At 73.8% G+C, this 24,555-nt stretch carries 17 protein-coding genes and 1 pseudogene; 7 read left to right on the top strand and 11 right to left on the bottom strand.

Annotated elements, in window-relative coordinates; all coding sequences use genetic code 11:
* The 6 genes and pseudogenes from FRCN3DRAFT_RS55435 to FRCN3DRAFT_RS0228330 form a co-directional block, all read right to left on the bottom strand.
* A pseudogene (locus FRCN3DRAFT_RS55435) lies at positions 1-740 on the bottom strand (hypothetical protein); the annotation flags it as partial.
* Positions 740-2,959 (bottom strand): serine/threonine-protein kinase, encoded by a 2,220-nt coding sequence (locus tag FRCN3DRAFT_RS0228350; RefSeq protein WP_063630301.1) that lies wholly within the window; start codon positions 2,957-2,959, stop codon positions 740-742. The pseudogene FRCN3DRAFT_RS55435 and the gene FRCN3DRAFT_RS0228350, both read right to left, overlap by 1 nt.
* 185 nt (positions 2,960-3,144) lie before the next feature.
* The gene (locus tag FRCN3DRAFT_RS46775; protein ID WP_007518918.1) at positions 3,145-4,527 is read right to left on the bottom strand and encodes a hypothetical protein; all 1,383 of its coding nucleotides are present in this window, start codon (positions 4,525-4,527) and stop codon (positions 3,145-3,147) included.
* 7 nt (positions 4,528-4,534) lie between these two features.
* On the bottom strand, positions 4,535-5,593 hold the full coding sequence (locus FRCN3DRAFT_RS0228340) for a glutamate ABC transporter substrate-binding protein (protein WP_007518919.1): 1,059 nt from the start codon (positions 5,591-5,593) through the stop codon (positions 4,535-4,537).
* An 11-nt stretch (positions 5,594-5,604) separates the two neighbouring features.
* Positions 5,605-6,963 carry a hypothetical protein gene (locus FRCN3DRAFT_RS0228335; protein WP_083401624.1) on the bottom strand — a complete coding sequence of 453 codons (1,359 nt, stop codon included), beginning with the start codon at positions 6,961-6,963 and terminating at the stop codon, positions 5,605-5,607.
* 175 nt (positions 6,964-7,138) lie between these two features.
* Positions 7,139-7,984 (bottom strand): SDR family oxidoreductase, encoded by an 846-nt coding sequence (locus FRCN3DRAFT_RS0228330; protein ID WP_007518921.1) that lies wholly within the window; start codon positions 7,982-7,984, stop codon positions 7,139-7,141.
* 266 nt (positions 7,985-8,250) lie between these two features.
* Here FRCN3DRAFT_RS0228330 and FRCN3DRAFT_RS0228325 point away from each other — a divergent pair, with 266 nt between their 5' ends.
* The 3 genes from FRCN3DRAFT_RS0228325 (at position 8,251) to FRCN3DRAFT_RS0228315 (ending at position 11,242) form a co-directional block, all read left to right on the top strand.
* The gene (locus tag FRCN3DRAFT_RS0228325) at positions 8,251-8,910 is read left to right on the top strand and encodes a TetR/AcrR family transcriptional regulator (protein ID WP_007518922.1); all 660 of its coding nucleotides are present in this window, start codon (positions 8,251-8,253) and stop codon (positions 8,908-8,910) included.
* 217 nt (positions 8,911-9,127) lie between these two features.
* On the top strand, positions 9,128-10,159 hold the full coding sequence (locus FRCN3DRAFT_RS0228320) for a TIGR03617 family F420-dependent LLM class oxidoreductase (protein WP_007518923.1): 1,032 nt from the start codon (positions 9,128-9,130) through the stop codon (positions 10,157-10,159).
* A 60-nt stretch (positions 10,160-10,219) separates the two neighbouring features.
* On the top strand, positions 10,220-11,242 hold the full coding sequence (locus tag FRCN3DRAFT_RS0228315) for an alpha/beta fold hydrolase (RefSeq protein WP_007518924.1): 1,023 nt from the start codon (positions 10,220-10,222) through the stop codon (positions 11,240-11,242).
* Between the two features lie 36 nt (positions 11,243-11,278).
* Here FRCN3DRAFT_RS0228315 and FRCN3DRAFT_RS0228310 read toward each other — a convergent pair whose 3' ends face one another.
* The 3 genes from FRCN3DRAFT_RS0228310 to FRCN3DRAFT_RS0228300 form a co-directional block, all read right to left on the bottom strand.
* On the bottom strand, positions 11,279-12,400 hold the full coding sequence (locus FRCN3DRAFT_RS0228310) for a TolB family protein (RefSeq protein WP_051466395.1): 1,122 nt from the start codon (positions 12,398-12,400) through the stop codon (positions 11,279-11,281).
* Between the two features lie 151 nt (positions 12,401-12,551).
* Entirely contained in the window at positions 12,552-13,244 is a 693-nt protein-coding gene (locus tag FRCN3DRAFT_RS0228305) for a response regulator (RefSeq protein ID WP_007518926.1), read from the bottom strand.
* Positions 13,241-14,530 (bottom strand): sensor histidine kinase, encoded by a 1,290-nt coding sequence (locus FRCN3DRAFT_RS0228300; RefSeq protein WP_007518927.1) that lies wholly within the window; start codon positions 14,528-14,530, stop codon positions 13,241-13,243. Before FRCN3DRAFT_RS0228300 ends, FRCN3DRAFT_RS0228305 begins: the two co-directional genes overlap by 4 nt.
* Positions 14,531-14,868: 338 nt before the next feature.
* Here FRCN3DRAFT_RS0228300 and FRCN3DRAFT_RS0228295 point away from each other — a divergent pair, with 338 nt between their 5' ends.
* Both FRCN3DRAFT_RS0228295 and FRCN3DRAFT_RS0228290 read left to right on the top strand, forming a co-directional pair.
* Entirely contained in the window at positions 14,869-16,791 is a 1,923-nt protein-coding gene (locus tag FRCN3DRAFT_RS0228295; protein WP_232794179.1) for a TolB family protein, read from the top strand.
* A gap of 176 nt (positions 16,792-16,967) precedes the next feature.
* Positions 16,968-18,188 (top strand): CaiB/BaiF CoA transferase family protein, encoded by a 1,221-nt coding sequence (locus FRCN3DRAFT_RS0228290; RefSeq protein ID WP_007518929.1) that lies wholly within the window; start codon positions 16,968-16,970, stop codon positions 18,186-18,188.
* A gap of 126 nt (positions 18,189-18,314) precedes the next feature.
* On the opposite strand, the gene FRCN3DRAFT_RS0228285 is transcribed toward FRCN3DRAFT_RS0228290, so the two are convergent.
* Positions 18,315-21,023, bottom strand: coding sequence for an FHA domain-containing protein (locus FRCN3DRAFT_RS0228285; RefSeq protein ID WP_051466394.1), 2,709 nt, complete (start codon positions 21,021-21,023; stop codon positions 18,315-18,317).
* Positions 21,024-21,899: 876 nt separating this feature from the next.
* Between FRCN3DRAFT_RS0228285 and FRCN3DRAFT_RS0228280 the strand changes: the two genes are divergently transcribed.
* Both FRCN3DRAFT_RS0228280 and FRCN3DRAFT_RS0228275 read left to right on the top strand, forming a co-directional pair.
* Positions 21,900-22,754 carry a DUF429 domain-containing protein gene (locus FRCN3DRAFT_RS0228280; RefSeq protein ID WP_035925327.1) on the top strand — a complete coding sequence of 285 codons (855 nt, stop codon included), beginning with the start codon at positions 21,900-21,902 and terminating at the stop codon, positions 22,752-22,754.
* Between the two features lie 96 nt (positions 22,755-22,850).
* Positions 22,851-23,420 carry a YcxB family protein gene (locus FRCN3DRAFT_RS0228275; RefSeq protein WP_007519587.1) on the top strand — a complete coding sequence of 190 codons (570 nt, stop codon included), beginning with the start codon at positions 22,851-22,853 and terminating at the stop codon, positions 23,418-23,420.
* Here the strand turns inward: FRCN3DRAFT_RS0228275 and FRCN3DRAFT_RS46770 are convergent.
* Positions 23,412-24,515, bottom strand: a complete 1,104-nt coding sequence (locus FRCN3DRAFT_RS46770) for a GDSL-type esterase/lipase family protein (RefSeq protein WP_007519585.1) — start codon at positions 24,513-24,515, stop codon at positions 23,412-23,414. The two genes, FRCN3DRAFT_RS0228275 and FRCN3DRAFT_RS46770, sit on opposite strands and share 9 nt — an antisense overlap.
* Positions 24,516-24,555: the final 40 nt, after the last annotated feature.

Genomic DNA, 24,555 nt, shown 5'->3' with positions numbered 1-24,555 from the left:
GGCCGCGCCGCGGCGAGCCAGTCCGCGAGCGTGGTCGTCGCCGCCTGAGCCGCCAGCGCGGCGGCCGGTCCCGAGCCGGGCACGGTGGAGACGCCGTCGCAGACGACGGCGATGGCGGCCGTCCCGGTTCCGTCCGCCGTCGCGGGATCCGGCCAGGCGACGAGGCGCAGGCCCATCGCGTCCTCGTTGTGCCGGTGGACGAGTCCGCGGTCGCTGACACCGGCGAGCCGTCCGAGGTCCACCTCGACGTGGTCGCCGGGGTGGGCCGAGCCCAGCCACAGGCCGCAGTCGAGGCAGTAACCGTCGTCGCCGACCGCGGCCGAGGAGCACGCCGGGCACGACCTGCCCGGACTGGCGAACCGGGGACTGGCGGCGGGTGTTGGGGTCTCCAGTGACACCGTCGACCCGAGGGAGGCGGTGGAGCCCAGCGAGACGGTCGGCTCCGGCGGCGCCGGGGCGCGCGGTGTCCCGTTGGCATCGCCCGCCGCACCGGTCCCGGGCGCCGCGTCCTGGGCAGGCGGCGCGGGTCGGCTGGCGGCGCCCCGCGGCTCGTCGGAGACCCCGGAGGGGTCGGCAGCCGGCAGGTCGGCAGCCGGCAGGTCGGTCGCGGGCAGGTCGGTCGGAGGTAGATCGGTCGCGGGCAGGTCGGCTCCGCACTCCTCGCAGTAGACGTCCGCGTCGGCCGCCTCCGCCGAGCAGACCGGGCAGAGCCGCGCCGCCGTGGTCCTCGTGCCCGCCATCAGACCAGCGTCCTGGGACGGAAGCTGTTCGCCAGGTCGACCAGCTCGTACCGGATGGCGGCGGTCGGCGCCTGCTTGGCCATCTCGCGGTAGACCCGCTCCAGGGCGAACCGCAGGTCGGGCTCCCGCAGTCGGGCTCCGGCGACCCGGACGTCGTCGGCGCCCATCCCCGCGTCCGCGATGACCAGCTTGAGCGCGGCGTCGAGCAGGTCGCGGGCGAGCGCCGCGCGCCGTACCTCGTCGAGCCTGAGCCCCTGGCCGCCGCTGAGGCGGTCGAACACCCGTGCCGCCGCGGCGATGTCGTCCCGGCTGGGCTTCACCGTGCCGAGCACCCTCGCCAGCCGGATCTGCGCGTCCAGGTATGCCGCGGAGGACGGCGGAACCCGCTGGTAGGCCTCCACCGCCCCCGTCCGGTCGTCCCGGGCGGCGCGGACCCTGGCGAGCCCGAACGCCGCGCTGGTGTACCCGTCGTCGGTGCGCGACACGATGTCGTACATCGCCTCGGCGGCCGCCAGGGCGCCGTCGACCTCGGCGGCGAGCGCGAGCGCGAGCTTGGGCGCGAGCTCCCCCGGTGCCTCGGAGTAGACCCGGTCGAAGGCGCCCCTGGCCGTCGCCGCCTCGCCTCCCGTGAGCGCGAGCAGCCCGCGGTAGTACTCGACCCGCCACTCCCAGGGGTCCTCGTCCGCGACCTCGTCGAGCACGCGGCCGGCCTCGGCCGCCTCGCCCGCCTCCATCAGGACACGGGCCCGACGCAGCCGTACTTCGACTGTCTGGGGGCTGATCGCGGCGAGCAGCTGGGCGAGCGTGGCGGGGTCGCTGTCCGGCAGGGCCGCCAGGGTGCTCGCCGCCTGGTCGGCGGGGTCGACCCGCAGCGCCGGCAGCACCGCCCACGGCGGCCCGGCCCTGGTGCCGTCCAGTTCCTCGCCGGTGAGGTGGCTGTCGCCGGCGAACAGCCGGCTTGGCGCCGGCAGCGGCCTGCCGTCCTTCCTGGCGACGATCTCGCGCAGCACACCCAGCAGCTCGTCGTGCATCTCGTCCGCGCTGGTGAACCGGTCGTCGGGCACGGGCGCGGTCGCCTTGCGCAGGAACCGGTAGAGCGAGTCGCACTCGTTCAGCGGCGGGTGCTCCGAGGCGGGCGGGAGGCGGTACCGGTAGGTGGAGGTGTTGCCGCGGAAGTTCAGGATCAGCGCCGCGAGCGTGCGCCCGACCGTGTACAGGTCGGAGGCGACCGACGGCCCCTGCCTGGCCACCTCCGGCCCCTGGTAGCCGGGCGTGCCGTAGATCACTCCACCGTCGTCGTCGAGCCGGCGGACGGCGCCGAGGTCGATGAGCTTCACCGAGTCCCCGGCGAGCATGACGTTGTCGGGCTTCAGGTCGCAGAACACCAGGCCGCCCCGGTGCAGGTAGGCGAACGCGGGCAGCATCGCGAGGACGTAGGAGATCGCCTCGGCGGCTGGCAGGGGGTTCGGCGTGCCGTCGGCCTCGTCGCGCCGCGCCTTGAGCAGCGCGCGCAGCGACGTCCCGCCGACGTACTCCATGACGATGTAGCCGCTGCCCGCGTGCTCCACGAACGTGTAGATCTTGACGATCGCGGGATGGTTGACCGAGGCGAGGAACCGGCGCTCGGCGACGGCCGCGGCGTAGGCGTCGGCGTCGCCCGTGCCGAGGATGCCCTTGAGCACGACCCAGAAGGTCTCGTGCACGCCGGTGTCGCGGGCGAGGTAGATCCAGCCCTGGCCGCCGTGCGCGATCGCGCCCTCGATCTGGTACTGGCCCACCCGGTCGCCCTTGGTGAGCGCCGGCACGAACGAGAACGGCGTCCGGCACTTGCCGCAGAACCCCTTGGCCCTGGCCGGCCGCTTGGCGCTGGCGCGGCCGACCGGCTGCTTGCAGTCGGGGTTCGGGCAGTATCGGTGGTCCTCCGGAACCTGCGGGTCGTCGAGCAGCATCGAGGTCGGGTCGGGCGCGGGCAGCTCCGGCACCTGGACGAGGCCGGCGCCGAGCCGGCTGCGCGGCCCGGTCGTGCGCGTCGAGCGGCGGGAGCGGCCGGACCGGCTGGCCCCGGACCCGCTGGAGCTTCCGGTGCCGCTCTCACTGGCGCTGGCGCCGGCGCCGGGGGTGGTGCTCGCGGGGACGGCGGAGCCCGCGCCCGCCTGCGCGCTCCCGCCACCGGCCGGGCCCGCGGCGAGCCCGCAGACGTCGCAGTAGCCGTCGACGATGCGCCCCTCGCAGGTGGGGTCCGGGCAGCCGTTGGGGCCCTGGGCGCTGGGCTGGCCTGGCGCTACTGACGCCGGGCCGGCCGTGGCGGGCGGCTGGTAGGCGGTACCGCACGTGTCGCAGTAGCCGTCGGCGTCGATCGTGCCGTCCGGGCAGTCTCCCTGCGGACAGGGAATGCCGCTGGCTGTCATCCCGCCTCCTCCGTGTCCCTGGCGACGCCGTGGTCCCTGGCGACGCCGTGCCGCGCGCCGCCGCTGGTCACGCCGCCCTCGTCCGCGGTGCCCTCTGTCCGTCCGCCGGAGCGGGCCGACGGCGCGGCGGATGACACCCGGCCCCGCTTCCCGGCGGAGCCGTTCGGGCCGGCGGTGACCCGAACCGCGAACCGGTGGACGAGCTCGCCGGCGACGTCCAGGTCGCTGGGAGCGATGTAAAGCGAATCATGGGCCCGCCGGTGGAGCGCCGTGAGATCCGGGTCCTCGGCGCTGCCGTCGGCGGCGGCCTTCGCGTGCAGCGCCCCGAGCAGCCCCCGCAGCTCGTCGCGCCGGCGCAGCGGCGCGGCATTCCTCTCGGCGACCTCGCGGGCCCTCGTCAGGGTCGTCTCGGCGGAGCCGCGCCAGGCCAGCAGCCCGCGGGCCGCGTCCGGCCAGTCGCCGCGGGCCGCCGCGTCGACGAGCCGGTCCAGCCAGGGGCGCAGGCCGTGGCGCGGGTCGGCCAGCCAGCCGTCGTCCAGCCGTGCCAGTCCCGCCCGCGCCCCCGAGATCCGTTCCACCGTCCTGCGCGCCTGGCGTTCCCCCTCCGCCGCGACGGTGAGGATCTCGGCCAGCAGCGTCTCGGCGGCGCGCAGGTCCGCGGGGAGCGAGCCGCGGGCCCGCGCGAGCGCGGTGAGGACCGCGCCGGCCTCGTCCACCGCCGCGGTGACGGCGGCGAGCTCGGTCGCCTGGGCCGACAGCGGGTCGGCGCCGATGGCCGACCCGTACGCGCGTACCGCGGCGCGCGCGGCGGTGAGCTCCGGCAGATCGGCCAGGCCCAGCCGGGTGGCGGTGACGGCGAGCTCGGCCAGCCGCCGTTCGGCGCTCGACAGCTGCCCGACGCTCGACGCCCAGGCCGCGACGATCGCGTTCACGTCCACCCGGACTGCCTCGACGACCTCGTTCGTCCCGTCCAGCAGGTCCTCGGGGTAGACGGCGATGCCGGCGGCGGCACCAGCCGGCGGCGGGGCGGCGGCCACGGCCGGCAGGGGCGGTGGGGGCGGCGGGGTCGGCTGGGACGCGCGGTGCAGGAGGGCCTCCAGGTCCGCGAGCCGGCGCGGGCTGAGCCAGGGCCGGTCGCCCCGCAGTGTCTCGGCCCGGCGGATGACGTCGGACAGCAGCCGGTGACGTTCCCACAGCCAGTCGAGCCGGGCACGCACCGCCCCAGCGCGCACGGCCGCGGCGCCGGTCCGCGCCGCCGGGTCGAGCAGGGCCCGGTTGGCGTCGGTGTCGAGCTCGAGGAGCGCGACGGCGAGCCCGGCCGCGCCGGCGCGCAGCTGGTCGAGCGTCCTGTCCAGCGCGGACAGCGACCCGGCCGCCATCACGCCCTCAGTCCCGGTAGAGCGGCGTCGGCTGCGTCGGGGCCGGGAGCAGCGGAGGATCGAGCGAGCCGAGCCAGGTGTCGGCGATCTGGTTCCAGCGGCCGTTCGCGGCGATGCGCGCGAGCACGCCGTTGACGAACCGTGTCAGGTCGGGATGGTCCAGGCTGACCGCGACCGCGTCCGGCTCCTCGACCACCTTGCCGTCGAGGACGACGTCGCCGGTCAGCCGCGTCTGCGGATCCTGCTGGGCCATCCCGATGAGGATCGTGTCGTCGGTGAGGATGCCCGCCACGTCGCCGTTCTGCAGCGCGAGCAGGCAGTCGGAGTCGTTCGGCAGCCCGACCGGGATCGGGTGCGACGGGGCGTCCGCGATGTGCTGCAACGAGGTGGTGTTCGCCGGCGCGCACACCCGCTTGCCGCCCAGGTCGTCGATCCCCTGGTAGTCCGAGTCCCGCAGGACGAGCACCCTCGCGACCGCCCGGTAGTAGGGCACGGAGAAGTCGACCAGGGTGCGCCGCGCGCAGTTCGTCGTCATCGTGGCGACGACGATGTCCACCTCGTGGTCACGGATCACCGGGATGCGCTCCGCGGTGGTGATGGCCCGGAACCTCAGGTGCGCGGGGTCGTCTCCGTTGGGGCCGAAGATCGCCTTCGCGATCTCCCTGGCGATGTCGACGTCGAATCCCTCGAACTTCCCGGTCTTCGGGTTGATCGAGCCGAACGGAGGCGCGCCGGACAGCACTCCCGCGGTGAGGTAGCCGTTCTGGACGATCTTCGCCAGGTGGCCGCCGGCGGGGATCGTGCCCGGCCCGGGCAGGACCGCGGGTGGGCGCAGGCTGACCTCGGGGTTGCCGCAGTCCGGGGTGGGCCCGGCCGAGGCCGGGTCGTCGCCGGGCGCGGTGGCCAGCGGCAGCGGCCGGCCGGCGTCGGGCAGCGGGCTCGCGACCGTGCCGCAGGCCGCGACCAGCATCGCGACCAGCGCCGAGGCCAGGGCGAAGCCGAGGCTCGTGCGCCTGCCGGCGGGCCACGCGCGACGGGCGGGTGGGAGCTGATGGCCGCGCGTCATCGGTAGCCCCCTCACCGGTACTCGTTGATCCGTGCCTGGATCCCGGCCAGCGCCAGCGCGATCGCCAGCGCCGAGAGCACGATGACGACGGCCGCGAGGCCGCCGAGCCGGTCGCCCGCGGCCGAGAGCCGCTCGCCGAAGCGCTGCTGGCTCGCGGTCAGCGCCTGGTCCGCCGCCTGGTCGAACCGCCCGAAGGCCTCCGCGCCGTCGCCCTGCGCGAGCTCCAGCGCCTTGTCGAAGCCGCCCGCGCTCGTCACCTGCCTGCGTACCTCGATGCTGGTGGACTGGTAGTCCCGCCACAGCGCGTCGAGGTCGCCCTCGCGGAAGCCTTCGCCGTGAAGGTAGGCCGTGATCGTCGGGAGGATTCCCGAGCCCGTCGGCCGGCCGTCCGGGGTGTAGCCGAGCCGCGCGATGGCGGCGTCCGCGTCCGCGTCGAGGGCCGCGCCGTCGCCGCGCGCGATCAGCGACAGTCCCTCGTCGCCCCAGGCCCGCAGCCCGAGCACCCTGGCCTGGGCGATCTCGGACATCGGGACGAAGCCGTCGTCGCGGCCGTCGAGCAGCCGGGCTCGCTCGGCCGAGAAGGCGCTCAGCGTGACGGCGAAGACCACCATGACGAGCCCGGTCGCGACGAGCAGCGGGACGTTCAGCAGCCGGTGGGTTCGCCGGAAGAGCCAGAGCTGCACGCCGGCCAGCGCGACCAGGCTAATGACGCCCGCCGCCGAGACCAGCGCGACATGGACCGAGGACGTCGCCCGCCGGTACCCGTCGTCGACCTGCTCGGCACTGCTTACGGCGAGACTGTCCGCGGCGGGCAGGATCGTCCCCTGCATGAGCAGGGACGCCTGCCGCAGGTAGGCGCCACCGACGACGTATTCCTGCCGGTTGTTGGCACGGGCCTGGCCGACCAGCTCCGTGTAGGCCGGGATCTTCTGGTGCAGGGTGTCCAGCGCGCCGCGCGCCGCGGGCGAACCGTCGCCAGCCCTGGCGAGCGTGCGCAACTCGCCCTCGGCCGCCGCGATGCTGTCGTCGTAGGCCTTGCGCTGCTCGGGTGGCTCGACCGGGCCCGCGAGGAAGGCGCTGACGATCGTGGCGTCCGCCTCCGACAGGTCGGCGTGCAGGCGCTGAGCGGCGGCGAAGGCCGGGGCGGCGTCGGCGCTCACCGCGTGGACCGCGTCGTCGCGGACGAGGACCGCGGCCAGGGCGGCCGCCCACAACAGGGCGATGGACACGCCCAGTGCCACCGACAGGATGCGCAGCAGGCCGGGGGTCGTCCCGGCCCGCGCCCGCAGCCAGGCCGCCGCCCGCGCCGGGCCGGACGCCCGGTCGGTGGCGCTGCCCGACGTCGGCGGCAGTGCCGTGGCGAGGGTCACATTCATGATCTTAGGGCGACCCGGACGGACCGGCTCGAAACCTGACAGCTAGCTGACAGTGCTTAACGCGTCCGAAACAGAGCCCACCGCGACCGTCCCGCGTCGCGCCGCGTTCCCTGGCCTGCGCTGCGTGGTCAGGACCGCCGCGCGAGCCCCCGCCGGTGGCGGCCCATGGCTAGCCGAGCGTGGGGGCTCCGGGGCTGCGCAGGGCGGCGAGGACCCCGCCGTCGACGAGGACGTCGATACCGGTGACGAAGCTGGCCTCGTCCGAGAGCAGGAAGGCGACGACGGCGGCGATCTCGTCCGCGTTCCCCTCCCGGGCGCCGAGCGGGGTCGCCTTCACCATGGTGGCCATCGCGGTGTGCTCGGCCGCCTCCTGGCGGCCCTGCGGGGTGTCGATGAGGCCGGGGGAGAGGGAGACGATGCGCGTCCCCAGCGGGCCGAGCCGCACCGCCTCCCGCTGGACGAACCGGTGCACGCCGCGCTTGGCGAAGGTGTAGGCGACGCCGGTGTCCTCGACCGACGAGCCGAGGGCCTCGTGGACCCGGTCGAGGAAGCGCGGGTCGAGCGGCTCGTCCAGCACCGGGTCGATCGTCGGGTGCGGGCCGGGGCCGGCGAGGTGCGCGGCCAGCGACGCGAAGCACACCATGGCGCTGCCCGCCGTGAACAGCGGCCGCAGTGCCTCGGTCAGCAGGGCGGTACCGACGAGGTCGACGGTGAAGATCCGGCGCCAGTCGGCCATCGTCGGCGAGATGCCGGCCACGTGCGCGACCGACCGCAGCGTGCCGAGCTCGCCGACGCGAGCCGCGAGCCGGCCGAGGCCCTCGGCGTCGGTGACGTCGACGACGAACGGCTCGACGGCGGCCCGGCGGCCCTGCGCCGCGAGGTCGGCCGCCGCCGCCGTCACGGTGGTCTCGTCGCGGTCGACGAGCACCAGCGCGTCCACCGAGTCGGCGAGCCGCCGCGCGCAGGCCAGGCCCATGCCGCGGCCCGCTCCGGTCGCGATTCCTACAGTCGTCATCCGTTTCTCCCGTCGTCGCGAGGTGGGGCAGCTGGGCGGGCCGGATCCGGTCCATGGTGCGTGCTATCGGAGTATTGACGTCCACGTCGGGAAATGCGAGCCATCGTGGGCGCCCTCGTCCGGACTCGCCTCCCGCGCGGTACCCCTCCCCGACACCCCTGCGCCCGGGCCTCACCGCCCCGCCCGGACCTGGGCTCCGCGGTCGCGGACGGATGTTCGCGCGGTGTCGGTTGGGCTACGCTCGGCCTTTCGGAGGTGATAAAGGCGTGCCCGCACAACGTCCGGGACCGAAGCGGTCGTTGCTGGTCCAGGAACGGTCACGCGACACCCGGCGCGCCATCGTCAAGGCCGCGCTCGACCTGTGGGCGCAGCGCGGGTACGAGACCGGCATCGACGAGACGACCGCCGAGGAGATCGCGGCCCGCGCCGGTATCTCGAAGGCCACCTTCTATTTTCATTTCGCGCGCAAGGAAGACATCCTCCTGGAAACCGGCTGGCTGACCGCTCGGGTCGCCTATGAGGACGCGCGGCGCGAGCTCGCCGGGAACCACGCCGTCGACGAGGTCCTGGCCGAGCTGATGGCGGGCATCGGCCGGCGGGTCGAGAAGGTGCCGCGGGTGGCGGTGCGTCGGATGCTCGCCGCGCAGAACGTGGGCGACGTCTGTCACCAGCCGGAGGACGGGGCGCGGTTCGGCTTCGAGCGGGCGTTCGCGGCCGTGTTCGCCCACGCCCAGGAGACCGGTGGGCTTCCCGGACATCCCGCGGCGCGGTCGTTGGCACTGATGCTGACCTCGCTCGTCATGGACGCGATCCGGGACTGGGCGCTGGCCGACCCCGCCGACCTGTGTGACGTGCTGCGTGAACGCGCCGCCCTGCTGCTCGCCGGCGCCCGCAACCTGCCGGTCGCGCGGCCAGCGGCGCAATAGCCGCGCCGAATCCCGGCCGGTCTCGACGAGGACCGGCTTCGACGAGGACCGGCTTCGACCAGGACCGGCTTCGACCTGGTCGGATTCGAGCCGGCGGGCTTCGCGAGGCCGGCCGGGCAGGGAGTGCCGCTACCTGTTGCGGCCACGGCGGAGCTGGTGCCACCGTGACGACCACTGCCAGGGCCGGCGGTGGGGTTGGCGGAGGAGCTTGTCGCGTATGCCGTTAAAGATCGACGTGATGCTGGCGAACTCGGTCGTGGAGGCCGCCGAGCGGGCCAGGGCGCTGGAGAAGGCCGGCGTCGACGGGGTCTTCACCTTCGAGAACTCCCACGACCTGTTCTTCCCACTGGTCGCGGCGGCGCCGGTGTGCTCGCTCGACCTGATGACGAACGTCGCGATCGCGTTCCCGCGCAGCCCGATGCACCTCGCGCACGCCGCCTACGATTTGCAGCTTCTCTCAAAGGGCCGGTTCCGCCTCGGCCTCGGCTCGCAGGTGCGGGCGCACGTCGAGAAGCGGTTCGGTGCCCGCTGGGGGCGGCCCGTCGGCCAGATGCGCGAGTGGGTGCTAGCGACCAAGGCGATCCTGGACAGCTGGCAGCACGGCACCCGGCTGGACTTCCGCGGTGAGTACACCACCCACACGCTGATGACGCCGGCGTTCAACCCGGGCCCGAACCCGTACGGCGTGCCGAAGGTGCTCGTCGGCGCGCTCGGGCCGCGGATGAACCAGATGGCCGCAGAGGTCGCCGACGGCATTCTCGTCATGCCGTTCAACAGCGACCGGCACATGCGCACCCGCACGATGCCCGCCATCGAGGCCGGCCTCGTGGCGGCTGGCCGCGCCCGCGGCGACCTCGAGGTGACGGCCGAGGTCATCGTCGCCGTCGGCCGGACCGACCAGGAGCTGGCCGCGGCGCGGGCGGCGACGTTCCTGCTCGCGTTCTACGGCTCGACCCCCGCCTACCGGCCCGTTCTCGACGTCGAGGGCTGGGGTGACCTGCAACCCGAACTCAACGCCCTGTCCAAGCGCGGTGAATGGGCGGCGATGACGAAGCTGATCGACGACGACATGCTGCGCACGCTCGGGGTGTACGGCACTCCCGACCAGGTGGCGGCCGAGATCGTCGCCCGCTATGGCGACTGCGACCGTATCTGCGCCTACTTCCCCGGCTACCAGGCCGGTGACGACCTGATCGCGGACTTCGCCGCGGCCGTGCGGGCCGCCGCCGCGGCTCCCGCCGACGCCTGAGCACATGTTCCCGCGGCGGAAGGAACGTCCGAGAAGCAGCGGAAGCAGAGGAGGAACGGGATGACGCCCGCGCGGCGCATGGACCTGAAGGTGGCCGTCGCGTCGGCGGACGGCGGCGAGGACTGGCGGATCGCGGCGAGCGTCCACCTGCCGGCGGGCGAGGCGCTGGCGGCCGGCCCGCCCGTGCTCGTCCTGATGCCGGGCGGCGGGTACAACCGGCGTTACTTCGACCTGCCGGCTCCGGGATTCAGCCAGGCCGAGCACCACGCCTCGCGTGGGACGGTCGTCGTGGCGATCGACCATCTCGGCGTCGGCGAAAGCACCATCCTGCCGGCCGAGGTGACGACCCTGGCGACGGTCGCAGCGGCGAACCACGCCGCGGTCGTGACGATCCTCGACCGCATGCGGGCCGGCTCCCTGGCCGAGGGCGTCGCGCCGTTCCAGCCAGTGGCCGTCGTCGGCGCCGGCCAGTCGCTGGGCGGCCACGCGCTCGCCGGCATGCAGGCCTACCACCGCACCTTCGACGGCGTGGCGATGCTCGGCAGCAGCATGGCGGGCACGACTCTGCCGCTGCGGCCGGGCCTCACCGTGCGGGTCCCGGACGGCGCGACCGCCGAGCAGGCCACGCTTGCCCGGATGGCTGGCGCCGACTGGGCCTGGATCTTCCACTGGGAGCAGCCGTCGGCGCCCGCCGGGTCCGAGACGCCGGATGGCGGCGAGCACGCCGCGCGCGCGGCCCTCGTCGCGGCCGACGTCGCCGCCGGGGTACCCGCCCGCCACACGCCCCCGCCATGGGGCACGGCCTCCTACCCGGGTTTCAGCATGGCGCTGATGGCACCGGGGGCCCTGGCGGAGCAGACCGCGCTGATCGACGTCCCCATCCTGCTGGCGAGCGGCGAGCGCGACGTCTGCCGCCCGCCCGCCGAGGAGATCGCCGGCTTCAGGGCCGCCACCGACCTCTCGGTCCTCGTCGTGCGCCGCATGGCCCACATGCACAACTTCGCCGCCACCCGCGCGACGCTGTGGGGCCGCCTCGACGAGTTCGTCAGCCACGTCGCCGGCGGCCGCACCCGTCGCGGCTGACGGCTGGCCGTCCCCTGACGGCCGGCCGATGAGTGGCTACCAGGCGGCGGCCTGGAAGCCGGAGGCGAGGGTCGTCGGTCGGGCTCCGTCCTGGGAGATCTGGAGGTCGGTTCCGGACAGGTAGAGCAGCCAGTGCCCGTCGGCGCTAGCGGACAGGCTGGTGTGCGTGCGGTCGGTCAGGCCGATCGCGACCTGGCGGATGTGCGCGCCGCTCGCCGGGTCGATCTCCAGCATGTCCACCGACGTCGTGTGCGGGGGATACCCGTCGCAGCACTGCCGCACCGCGAACAGGTGCCCGTTCGGCAGGAAGATTCCCTCGCTGTAGAAGTAGTCGTTCGAGTCGACGCCGGGCAGCGGGACGTCGGTCGATCCGTCCTCGCGGAAATAGCTCTTGTCGGTGGACGGATTCATGACGGACAGCCGCCAGCCCTCGTTGTCCTGGACCGAGGTGATCGACACGACCAGGCGCGTGCCGTCCGGGGACCAGGACAGGTGACCGACCGGAGCGGGCAGTCCCGACGAGACCAGCTCGGGCGGCATCGGATAGTGCTGGGTCTTGTCCGTCGCCAGGTCGACGACCACGACCTGGAAATGCGTGGCCGAGTTGCCGTCGGGGACGCAGTCGAAGCCGTCGGAGAGGAAGTACTGCGAGGCGTACGCGAGCCGGGTGCCGTCCGGGCTCAGCGCCGGCCTGCTGCCCATCGAAGTGATCTTCGCCGGGGTGCCGCCGTCCGTGCCCATCCGCCAGATCTCGTGCTCGCAGCCGGTACCGACCTCGTAGTACACCGTCTTGCCGTCGGCGGTGAGCGCGAGCGCGTCGCCGGCGACGCCGTTCGGGCGCAGCGTGCGAGCCGGCTTGCCGGTCTCCGGGTCGAGCAGCACCAGGGCGCCGTCGGTGGTGACGGCCGCCAACATGCGCGGCCGCGCCGGCCCGCCCGCCGAGCCCTCGGCGCCAGACGCGGCGGTGCCCGTCGACGAAGGGGGTGCCGGCGACTCGCTCGAGCCGGAACAGCCGGCGATGCCGATGGTGACCAACGCCGCCGCCAGGACCAGGGCGAAGGCCGGCCGCGGTCGCGCCCTCGCGAGCCAACGCCGCCGGCCACGCCCCTCGGGGCCAGACCCGGGCGTCGTCGACCTTGTGCTCTGTGCCTTTGCCACCGGCAGGCTCGCTTTCGTGGCCGAGGAGCATTGTTGCCCGGACAACATTTCGGCGACCGCCAAGCCCGTTTTTGTCCGAAATTCCTGCCTTGGCGGCCGACGGGCCAGAACTTATCGCCGGAATAGGGTGGAGTCGCGGCGTTGGGTAGCCTTATCGGATTTCTGACTTTTCTGGCCGAACGAGGCCGGACTCGTAGGCGATGACGACGAGCTGGGCTCGGTCACGGGCGTCCAACTTTGCCATGGCCCGCTGGACGTGGGTGCGCACGGTGAACGGGCTGATGGAGAGCAGCCCGGCGATCTCGCCGTTCGGATGCCCGCGCGCGACGAGGGTCAGCACCTCCCGTTCCCTGCTGGTAAGACCGGCGAGCCGGTCGGTCGCGGCGGCGCCGTCCGCGTGCGCCTCCGGATCGGGGGCGGCGAGGAAACGGGCGATCAGCGCCCGGGTCGCGGTGGGCGACAGGAGCGCCTCGCCGGTCGCCACCGTCCGGATCGCGGCCAGCAGCCCGTCCGCGCTGATGTCCTTGCCTACGAACCCGCTGGCGCCGGCGCGCAGCGCCAGGGCGACGTACTCGTCGGTCTCGAAGGTGGTCAGGATCAGCACGCGGGTGTGGGCGAGCGCCGGGTCGTCGTGGATCGCGGCGGTGGCGGCCAGGCCGTCGGTGCCCGGCATCCGGATGTCCAGGACGGCGACGTCGGGCCGGTGGGCGCGGGCGAGCGCGACCGCCTCCGCCCCGTCGGCCGCCTCGGCGACCACCTCCAGGTCGTCCTGGGCGTCGATCAGCAGCCGGAAGGTCGCCGTCAGCAGCGCCTGGTCGTCGGCGAGCAGCACCCGGACCGTCATCGTGCCCACCCCGTTCCGTGGCCAGGCCACACCGGGTCGGCGGGGGATCTCGCGGGGTCGCCGGCGGACAGGGCGTCGTCGGGCGGCAGTGGAAGCTCGGCGCGTACCTCGAAGCCGCCGCCCGCGCGGTGACCGGCGCGCAGCTGGCCGCCGACGGAGCGGGTGCGTTCGCGCAGACCGACGAGGCCGAAACCGGCGTCCACCCGGGTGGCCAGGCCGGTGTCCGTGCCCGCGGCGACCTGCGCGCGGGTGCGCGCGACGGCGGGGCCGGCGTCGGTGACGGTGACGGTGAGCCGGTCGCGCGCGTAGGCCAGGCGGACGTGCGCGGCTGGGGTGGCGGCGTGTCTGCTGACGTTGGTGAGCGCCTCCTGGACGACGCGGAACGCCGTCAGGTCCACGCCGGCGGACAGCGGTCGCGGCCTGCCCTCGGTGCTGACCGTGACGGCGAGCCCGGCGGAGGCGCAGGCGGAGGTCAGGTCGGCCAGCCGGGCGAGCCCAGGCGCCGGCTCCAGCGGGGCGTCCGGATCCTCGGGCCGGCGCAGCACGCCGACGGCTGCCTTCAGGTCGCGCAGCGCCGCCGAGGTGCCGCGAGTGAGCTCGGTCAGGATCGCCGCGGCCTTGTCGGGATGGGTGCGCATCAGATGTGCGGCGGTGCCTGCCTGGGCGTTGGCGAGCGCCAGGTGATGGGTGACGGCGTCGTGCAGCTCGCGGGCGATCCGGGCGCGCTCCTCGGTCACGCGGACGCGGGCCTCCTGCTCGCGGGTGCGCTCGGCCTGCTCGGCGCGGGTCCGCTCGACCCGCAGGTACGCGCGTCGCAGCCGCGCCCAGCCGCCGAGGATCACCGGCTCGGTCAGCCAGGACAGCGGCGCGATGGTCTCCAGCTGCCAGGGGCGCTCGGCCGGGCCGGCGGCCACCGCCGCGGTGGCGAGCAGGGCGCCCAGTACCGCGCCGAACCCGGCGGCGGTTCGCCACCCGGACTGGCTGGCCAGGCAGTACAGCGCGACCAGTAACGGCGTCAGCAGCATCGGCGTGAGCAGCGCGCCCAGCACCGCCAGCGCCAGCGTGCAGGCGCCGACGAGCGCGGCGGCCGCCCGCGGGTGATGGCGATGCAGCGGCAGCGCGGCGCTCGCGACCCCGGCCAGGGTGACGGCCGCCGGCCACCACACCCGCGTGTCGGAATGGTGCGGCCCCTGGATCCTGCTGCCGACGACGGCAGTCGCGAAGGCCGCCGCGGCCACGGCCGCGGTGGTGAGCTGGCGGCGGGTGAGTGACCAGGCGGTGCTCATGGGCCCGCTCCTCCTCGGCTTGGCGGCTGTCGGTTCCTGCTATGGCGCGGGCGTGGACTACTGCGATCGCAGTATGCCGTGCGACGCATGTACTGCAAACAGCCGATTGACGGCCCTCCAGGCCCTCGGCAGGGTTCTGACGTGTCTTTTCTGTCGGCCGCGACCGTCGGGCCGGAAATTCTTCTTCCTGAGCTGTGACCTCGGCGGACGGCCGAGAAAAATGAGTGGAAAGCCGGGCCAGAATGCGAGTGGAAATGCTGATGGGAACGAGTGGGAAACCAAAGCGTGCTGCTGGGGCGGGCGGTGCGCGCCGGCATTGCCGGAGATTATTGCCCGGCGTGGCCGTGGGGCTGGCGCTCGCCCTGGCGGCGTGCTCGGGCTCGGACGGCCCCACCGGGTCGCCCGCGGCCTCCGGATCGGCCGGCGCGGCGGGTGGGGTGCCCGCGCCGCCTAGGCCGGAGCCGGTCTCGGTGAGTGAACTGCCGCTGCCGCCCGTCGCCCCGAGCGAGGACCCGGGCGCCTGTACCAAGGAGATCAACTCTCGGGGCACCGGCTGCGTCGGCAGGCAGGTCGGCCTCCAGTCCGGCGGCTACCTGCCGGACGGCAAGGCCGTCAGCGCCGTCGTCACCTTCGTGGGCGCGCCGGCGGCTCCCGACCCGGCGAGCGTCTACACCGGCCATCAGCTGATCCTCGTGAAGACGGACGGCACCACGTTCCCGAACGGCGACGCGTGGAAGTGCGTGACCTGCGGCCTCCCGGACGCGAACGCGGCGGGCCGCAACGAGCCGATGGACTACCCGCAGCCGTTCAACGACGGCAGGCGTGTGCTCGTCGGCACCAACGTCGTCGACTGTGGGACGCATCCGCTCGCGGACCCGGCCTGCACCCCGGCCGAGACGCACGTCTACCCGATCCGGTGGCAGAACACCGCCGACGACTCGGGCAAGGGCGGAAACCTGCGGGAGCTGCGCATCCACCCCGACGGCGTCCACCTCGGGTTCAACAGCTTCACGCTCACGAACGGCAAGCTGGGCCAGTTCGCCTACCTCGGCCGGCTCGCCTTCGATCCGGCCCCAAGGACGGGCGTCCCGCTCGCGCCCCGCTACGACCTCACCGACGTCACCCGGCTGTTCGACCCGGCGGACCGGCAGCCGGTCGAGGTCGACCCGGCCGACCCGACCCGGCTGCGCGTCAACCTGGATGCCCTCTCCGTCGGAGAGCTGCGCGGCTTCAGCAGGGACGGCAAGGAGGTCGCCTACATCGGGTCCCCGGCCGAGTCGTCGAACATCGACGTGTTCGCCGCCGACCTGACCACCGGGAAGGTGCGCCGGCTGACCGCCAACCCCGAGTACGTCGACCCGATCGACCTGTCCCCCGACGGGAAATGGCTCGTCGCCATGGACACTCGCGGCTCGGACCGGCAGATGTTCCTCGCCGGGATGCGGAACATCCCGCCGCTCACCGACCTGGTCACCACCAGCGCCACCTCGTCGACTCGCAACAACGGCGTGCGCCGGTTCTTCCAGCCGATCCTGATCGACCGGTACGGCGACCGCGGCGATTACCAGGGCCAGCGGATCAACGGCTCGGGTGACGGCTCCCCGGGCGCCGTCGACGACCCGAACTGGAACGGCATGGCCGACCCGCGCTGGTCGCCCGACGGCACCGCCGTCGTCTACTGGCAGGCGCTGGCGGTCGCGCCCGCCTGCGGCGGCGCGAACCCGCTGCCCTGCGAGACGTCCACCGAGCCCGGCGGCCGGACCGCCCGGATGATGATCGCGCGGTTCACCAGCCGTCAGGCAAGCCCGGCGCCGAGGGTCGCGCCGATCTCGGACGACGTCCCCTGGGGCGTGAAGTACGTGCCGGGCAGCCCGACCCCGACCCGCCCGCACCCGCCGGCCGGCACCTACACGCTGCCCGGCGCGAAGGCCGGCTTCGCCGAGGTCGAGATCACCGAGACACCGGACAAGGTCGCCATCCAGACGGTCGCCGTCACCTACACGGGCTATTCCGACGACGGGGTCCACATCCTGAACGGCACGGAAAAGGTCACCCTGGCCAACCCGAGCCTGACCATCAACAAGGTCGACTGGTTCTCGGACCTCACGGAGACGGGCGGCGGCGAGACCGTCACCAAGAAGTCCAGCCCTGACGGGTTCCACCTCACGATCGACGTGCTCACCAACATCTTCGACGCGGCCGGGACCCTGACCACCACGGTCGACGGCCACGCCTACCGCCAGCCGGCCAACGGCACCTGACCCGTCCTGGGCGGCGTCTGCCCGTCTGCCCGTCCGCCCGTCCGCTCGGCTGCCCGGTCCTGGCACCGGGCGGACGGGTGGACCTCGGACCGGCGCACCCGTGGCGCTGGTCGGCGGGCTCGGTGATACTTAGTGAGCGGTTACTTGGCAGTTGGCCTGGCGGAGAGGGCTCGATCTTGCCTGAGGTGGCTCCACTGGTCGGGGTGCGGGTGCTCGAGGTCGCGACGCACGTGTTCGTGCCGATGGCCAGCGCCGTGCTCGCCGAGTGGGGCGCCCGGGTGGTCAAGGTGGAGCATCCCGTGACGGGCGACCCGTACCGGGCGCTGACCACCGTCGGGCTGCACAACGTCTACCGCGGGGTGGACCCCTTCTTCCAGTCCGCCAACCGGGGCAAGCGGTCGGTCGGTGTCGACCTCGGGCACCCCGACGGGCGCGCGCTGCTCGGGCGGCTCCTCGCCGACACCGACGTCTTCGTGACCAGTCTGCGCGCGGGCGCCCGCCGCCGGCTGCGCGTCGACGTCGACGACGTGCGGGCCGACGCGCCGTCGGTCATCTACGTGCGCGGCACCGCCTTCGGCGCCCGCGGGCCGGACGCGGACCGCGGTGGCTACGACACGGGCGCCTACTGGGCGCGCAGCGGGATGCAGCACCTGCACACCGCGCCGGACGAGTGGCCGGGGTCGCCGCGCCCCGCCTTCGGCGACCTCGTCGCGGGCCTCGCGCTCGCCGGCGCCGTGAGCACCGCCCTCTACCGGCGGGCGACGACGGGGGAGCCGTCGGTCATCGACTCGTCGCTGCTCGCCGCGGGGCTCTGGCAGGTCCAGCCCGACGTCGTCAACGCCCGGCTCGACGCGGCCGGCCGCACCGGAACCCGGATCGACCGGCAGGCGGTCTGGAACCCACTGATGCTCACCTACCGCACCGCCGACGACCGCTACGTCGCGCTGATGATGCTCTCGCCCGACCGGCACTGGCCCGACCTGTGCGCCGCGCTCGGGCACCCGGAGCTCGCCGTCGACCCGCGGTTCGCCGACCTGGCGGCCCGGCGCCGCAACGCCGCCGCCTGCGTCGAGGAGCTCGACGCCCTCTTCGCGACCCGGCCGCTCGCGGCCTGGCAGGCGGCACTGGCCCAGTTCGCGGGGGAGTGGACACCTGTGCAGACCCCGCGCGAGGTCCACGACGACCCGCAGGTGCTCGCCAACGGCTATATCGCGGACGTCGAGATGGGCGCCGGGTTCGGACTGCCGATGGTGACCACACCCGTGCAGTTCGACGGCCAGCCAGGCCAGCCGACCCGCGCGCCCGAGCACGGCGAGCACACCGAGACCGTGCTGCTCGAGCTCGGCCTGACCTGGCAGGAGATCACGGACCTGAAGGAGCGCGGCGCGGTCCTTTGACGGCCCGGCCGGGTACGGGCGCTGTCCTGTCCTGCGACGGGCGACGGCGACGGGCTGCGGGCGCGAGGGCGGGCGCCCGGGTTGGCCAGGCGCCCGCCGCGCGGTGTTGGTCCGTGCCTGGCTGGTTCAGCGGCGGTTGCGGGCGCGGCGCGGGTCGAGCCGGCGCAGCAGCAGGGCCGTCACGATCAGGGCGACGAACCCGATGATCAGCAGACCCACCAGGTCACCGACATAGGTCGACGCGGTGTGTTTCCACAGCGGGTCGACCTTGACGGCCGGGTTCGCCTCGGTGCCGGACAGCTGGATGTTGTTGAGGTCGGCCGTCGACGCCGCCGCGGCGTAGCCCCACCGGCCGGGGAACAGCCAGGACAGCTGCTCCAGGCCCTTCGCGCCGGGCAGCACCAGCAGCGCCCCGGTGAAGACCAACTGCGAGATCGTCAGCACGACCAGCGGCGGCATGGTCTTGTCCGCGTTGTCCACCACCGCGGAGACGATCAGGCCCACCATCGTCGAGACGACCGCGGTGAGGCCGACGGCGATGAGCATCTCCGCCCACGCGGCGTGCCTGAACACCGCGCCCTCCGGTGGGAACCGGGTGACCAGCGCGATGGCCGTCAGCAGGGCACCCTGCAGCCCGGTGATCAGCGTCAGGACGACGACCTTGGAGCCGAGGTAGGCGGTGGTGGACAGGCCGATCGACCGTTCTCGGCGGTAGATCTCCCGTTCCTTGACGAGCTCGCGGACCGCGTTGGACATGCCCATGAAGCAGGCCATCAGGATCAGCACGAGCAGCGCCCGGGGCGCGTCCAGGTTCGGTTTGCCGCCGGGCGGCAGTCCGAACTTGGCGCTTGTCTTGATCGTCCACGGGATCGCCCCGAGGACGATCGGGTAGGCGATGAGCAGCCGCAGGTAGGACTTGTCGGAGGCGATGACCTTCATATATCGCCGGGACAGCGTGACCAGCTGGGACAGCACCGACTGTTGGCGGATGCTCGGCAGCGCGGCCGGCGCCGGCCGCGCGAACGGCACGACCGCCGAGCCCCGCATGAACAGGTCCGAGGCCCGGAACTGGTTCGCGAGCTGCTTCGCGCCCTTGTTCGTCTGCAGGACGCGGAAGGCGTCGGCCCAGTCGGCCTCGTCGAAGAACTCCAGCGCGTGCTGCGGCGGCCCGAAGTAGGCGACGTGGCCGCCCTTGGCCAGTACCAGCAGGTAGTCGCACAGGTTCAGCTGGGCGACGCTGTGGGTGACGACGACGACCGTCCGGCCGCCGTCGGCGAGCCGGCGCAGCGTCTCCATGACCTCCTTGTCCAGGCCCGGGTCGAGGCCGGACGTCGGCTCGTCGAGGAAGAGCAGCGTCGGCTGGGTGAGCAGCTCCAGGGCGACGCTGGTGCGCTTGCGCTGTCCCCCGGACAGCTTGGCGACCTGCCGGTCGGCGAGGTCACCGCCGCTCGTCGCGGACGCGTCGTCGTCGTCGAGGAAGCGCAGCTGTGCCGGGTCGGCGGCGAGCCCGTTCGGCCCGCCGGCCCCGCTCGAGCCCCGGTTCGTGAGGCTGAGCTCGGCCAGCACCTCGTCGATCCGCCTGCGGCGCTCCTCGCTGGTCGTGTCGGCCGGGAACCGCAGCTTGGCGCCGTACTCGAGGGCCTGCCGGACGGTCAGCGAGGTGTGCAGGATGTCGTCCTGCGGCACGTAGCCGATCCGGCGGCGCAGCTCGTCGTACTCGGTGTAGAGGTCACGGCCGGCGTAGCGCACCGTGCCGATGTTCGCCGGGCGGAAGCCGGTCAGCGCGCCCAGCAACGTCGACTTGCCCGCCCCGCTCGGGCCGATCACGCCCAGCAGGGACCGGGCCGGCAGCTTGAACGTCAGGTCGTGCAGCAGCCGGTTCCCGTCGCGGTCGACGGAGACGCCGTCGACCTCGAACTCCACGTCGCCGGTCTCGATGTGCTCGGCCAGGTACTGGTCGGCCACGTAGAACATGTGGTGGCCGATCGCGATCACGTCGCCGGGCTTGAGAACCGCCCGGTCGACGCGCTGACCGTTGACGAACGTCCCGTTCGCCGAGCCCAGGTCGACGATCTGGGCACCGCCGCGGCCGACCAGCAGCTCCGCGTGCTCCCGGGACGCCAGCAGGTCGTTGACCACGATGTCGTTGGATAGTCCCCGGCCGATCGACATCCGGCCCATCTGCAGCGGGTGCGTGCGGGCCTGGCCGTCCCGGTCGTCGGCGTCGTCCCAGTCGGTCGGCGGGAGGATCGGGCCCACCTGCTGGCCGTGGGGGAACAGCGTCGGCCGCTCGGACCAGACGTCGCCCGCGTCGGCCTGCCGGGGCGGGCGGGGAGCTCTCGGCGGGGCGGGCGGCGGCGCGGGTGTCCGCGGGGCCGCCGCTCCCGGCCGCGCGGCGGGAGCGGCCGGCGTCGTCGCGGTCCTGGCGGGCGCGGCGGGCGCCAGCGGCGGGTCGTCGGCGACGCGTGGCCGCGCCGGCTGGGCCGCGGGAGCCCGGCCGCCCGCCGCGGGTGCGGCGCGCAGGTCGGTCGGGGCGGTGGGCGCCGCCGCCAGCATCACCACGACCTCCGGGCCGTCCTCCGCGCCGAGCTGGAAGCGGCACTCCTCGTGGATGCGCACCCGGTGCATGCGCCGTCCGGTCAGCCACGTCCCGTTCGTGCTGATGTCGACGGCGGCCCAGCCGTCCGGCGCGGGCTCCAGCAGCAGGTGACGGCGTGACACCTTGGTGTTGGCGACCACCAGGTCGCAGGCCGCCGCGCGGCCCACGACGAAGGGCCTGTCCGGCGGCACGGAGACGGCCTGACCGCCGACACTGATCGTCAGTCCTTCGGACATGGCGCTACGACGCCACGGACGGGGCGGCCGGGAACACGCCCAAAACAGCGACTGACCTCGGCGAAACGGGCGCACCAGGCCCGCTCACACCCACAAGCTGATACCGGCCACCGGGCCAGCCTCCTGCGTACGGCATTGCCGTCCCCCCTCACACCGCCCACCCGGAGACTCACGGGTCGTCCCCATGCTGGCGTGATACGGCCCCGAGCACCATCATTTTCAGGGTTTTCCACGACCTGTCATACCCGCGACAGCCGCGCCCGGGGGTGACGGCCCCTCTGGCCGTCGAGGGGTTAGACGCGCGGCGCACGCTTCTGTTGCTGTGTCGGGCCCACTGCGATCGGCCGACCGGCGCCTGACACCCTTGGCACCGGGCTGTCGCCTCGCAGCCGGGGCTTCCTGGCGACGCGGCGGTGACGGCGCGGCGGGCCATTCCCGGCCTCGGCCGAATTCCCGGCCGCTCGCCGCATTGCCGGCGCTGTTCGCCGCGCGGGCGGATGCCAATACCGTGCCGTCGCGGGAAGCGTCGAGAAATCGGTCGGCTGAGCGCCGCCGTGTTACCCCCGCTCCCGACCAGGATTTCCCGGATCCTGGTCGGGAGCGGGGCGCCCGAGACACCAGGCCCGGCGCCAGCGGAGCGGCGGCGCAGCCCGGATTTCTGTTTCTTTCTCGTCGAGCCGGCCGATGACGGCCCGAACTCCGAGTGTAGGAGGTCAGATCGGCGTGCAGCGGGATCCACGCCGTGGGCCGCTCGCCGGGCACGCGCCGGCGTCCGCCACTCGCTGCGTCGGCCGGCCGCCGTCCGGGCCGGCCGCCGTCCGGGCCGGCCGACGGGTTCGGTGTACCTGGCACTCGTTGTCTGGCAGGGTGACCGGCATGTCGTCGTCAGCGGGCGGACTGGCCGGTCCGGTCAGGGTGCTCGGCGTGGACGCCTGCCCCGGCGGATGGGTGGCCATCGAGCTGGCCGACGGCGCGTTCGTCGGCGCCCGCTTCGCCGCCGAGCTGCGCACCCTCGTCGACACGACGACGGTCGCGGTGATCGGCGTCGACATGCCGCTCGGCCTGCTCCAGCAGGGCTGGCGGGCCGCTGACCATGCCGCCCGCGCGGTACTCGGCCCGCGCCGGGCGAGCGTCTTCCTGGTCCCGCCTCGCCCGGTGTGGGCGCACGCCGACTTCGCGGCCGCGAACGCGCACTGCCGGGCGCTGACCGGCGCCGGCCTCACCCAGCAGACCTGGGGCCTGCGCCACAAGGTCCTCGAGGCCGACGTGCTGCGCGAGTCGATGCCCGGCCGCCTCTACGAGGTGCATCCGGAGGTCGCGTTCGCCGCGATGGCCGTCCGCCCGCGCACCGATCCGGCCGAGGCCTGGCTGGCGATGGTCGCCGCGGGTCGGGAGACCGGCGACCTCATCCCCGGCGACATCCTGGGCAGCGACGTGCGCGCGGTCGTCGCCCGCGGCAGCGTCCCGGCCGTGCCCGCACACGCCCCGCTCGCCCATGCCAAGACGACCTGGGCGGGCGCGGCGCGCCGGCGGGCCCTGCTGCGCGCCGCCGGCATCGTGCTGCCCGACGACCTCGGCGGCGCGAACCTCGTACCGCCGGTCGACGTCCTCGACGCCGCGGCCGCCGCCTGGAGCGCGCACCGGATCGCCACCGGCCAGGCCGGCCGGCTGCCCGCCACCGACCCCGTCCAGCTCGACGACCGCGCGGAGCCGATCCTCATCTGGTACTGACCTCCTCCTCCCCCTCCCCCCAGGGGCGAGTCGGATGGCTGGCGAGCAGCACGGGTGCGGTGCGCGGCTGCTCCTATACTCGACGCGGTGTCCGATATGAGCGAAATCGGAGTCTCGCCCGGGGTCATCCGGTTGATGTTCTTCCTGAGTCCCGACGACATCGCCGCCGCGACGGCGGCCCGGGTCCATGGGCTGGTCGCCCGGCAGCGGATCGTGATGATCGTCGTGGTCGTCTGCTCGCTGCTGGTCGTGTACGTCAGTGAGGGTGGCCCGACCGTGGTCGGCGCCGTGATCACGGCGATCCTCCTGGTGCCGATGTGCCTCATGCTGTTCGCGCTGCTCACGCCCCGGCGGCTGGCCGACAAGGCCGTGGGCAACCAGCTGCGCGACAACCCGTGGCTCGCGAGTCCCATCACCGTAGAGCTCTGGCCGGAGGGGGTACGTACCCAGACGGCGACGGCAACCGCGTCGATGAGCTGGCAGCACTACCCGTTCCGGATCGAGACCGACGGGTTCGTGCTGCTGCTGACCGGACCCGGCCGGTATGCCCAGGCTCTGATCCTTCCGCTCAAGGCGGTGGACGCGGCCGGCCGCCCGGCCCTGATGGCGCTGCTCGCCCAGCACGCGCGTCTCATTCCCGACGGCCGGACGGGGCGATCATGGTAACGCGCTGACGGTGAAGGTCGTGGCCGGGCTGGGGGCGCCGGCCATGCGGCCCTTCATGGGGACGACGCGGTAGGCCACGGTGACGTTGGGGAGCAGCGGCTCGCTGGTCCAGCTGTAGCCGGTGACCGATGCCGGCGCCCGGACGAAGTCCGGCTCCTGCCAGGAGATGACCTGGCGTTCGACGAAGTACTGGGTCGCGCCCGGGGTGGCCGGCCAGGACACGGTGACGCGGGTGCCGCCGAGGGCGGTCCGGACCACAGTGGGTCTGCGGCCGGTCCCCGGCCACGGGATGTGGGCGGGCAGCGGGCCGTAGGGGGCGCCGATGCCCAGACCGGCGAGCGCGTCGGCGAAGCCGCGCGCGATGATCACTTCCCCGTCCGGAGTCGGGTGCGAGCCGTCCCAGGCGTCGCGGAGTGGGTCCCAGCCGACGTCCGTCTGGGCGACGACCACCCTGGACGTAGGCGTCGACCAGCCGGGTGCCTGCGCGTCGAGGATCGCGTTGAACGGCGGCGCGCCCGGCAGGTTCATGCTGTTGTCGCGGAAGTCGGCCCTGGTGAGCACGTGACCGACGACGAAGGTCATGTTCGGATTCACCCGGCGCGCGTTGTCGATGAGCTGCCTCATCAGCACGGCGGTGTCGGGTGGCTGGGTCCAGTAGGTCAGGTCGTTGGCGCCGATCGCGATGAGCATGACGTCGGCCGGGTGCGCCCGGACGACGGCCTCGATCCGCGGCACCTCTTCCCGCAGAGAGTCGCCCCATCGGGCGTGGTGTTCGCTGTCGAAGTCGGGATCGGCGTAGTCGTGTGAGCCGCCCTTGTCGGCGACGTTGTCCCAGATGTCGTCGCGATCGCCGACGAAGTCCACCCGTCCCGGCGCCGTGTGGGTGAGGTGCTCGGCTAGCCGATAGCGCCAGGTGTAGTCGCCGGCGGACTCGTGCGTGATCGAGTCTCCGACGATCATGACTCGCTGTCGGGGCGGGGAGGCCGCGGCCGGGCGGCCTTGGGCGGCGTCGCCGGCACAGCCGGCGACCAGCACGGCCGCGGCGAGGGCGACGAGCGCGCTGAAGGCGGCGAAGGGGCTGGTTGTCCTACCCACGCGCGTCCTCCACCCCGACGTCGATGTCCGCCTGGATTGG

Source organism: Pseudofrankia saprophytica, assembly GCF_000235425.2.
GTDB classification, from domain to species: Bacteria; Actinomycetota; Actinomycetes; order Frankiales; family Frankiaceae; genus Pseudofrankia; species Pseudofrankia saprophytica.
The sequence above is the reverse complement of the archived record's forward strand: the minus strand, read 5'-3'. Positions and strand labels throughout refer to the sequence as shown.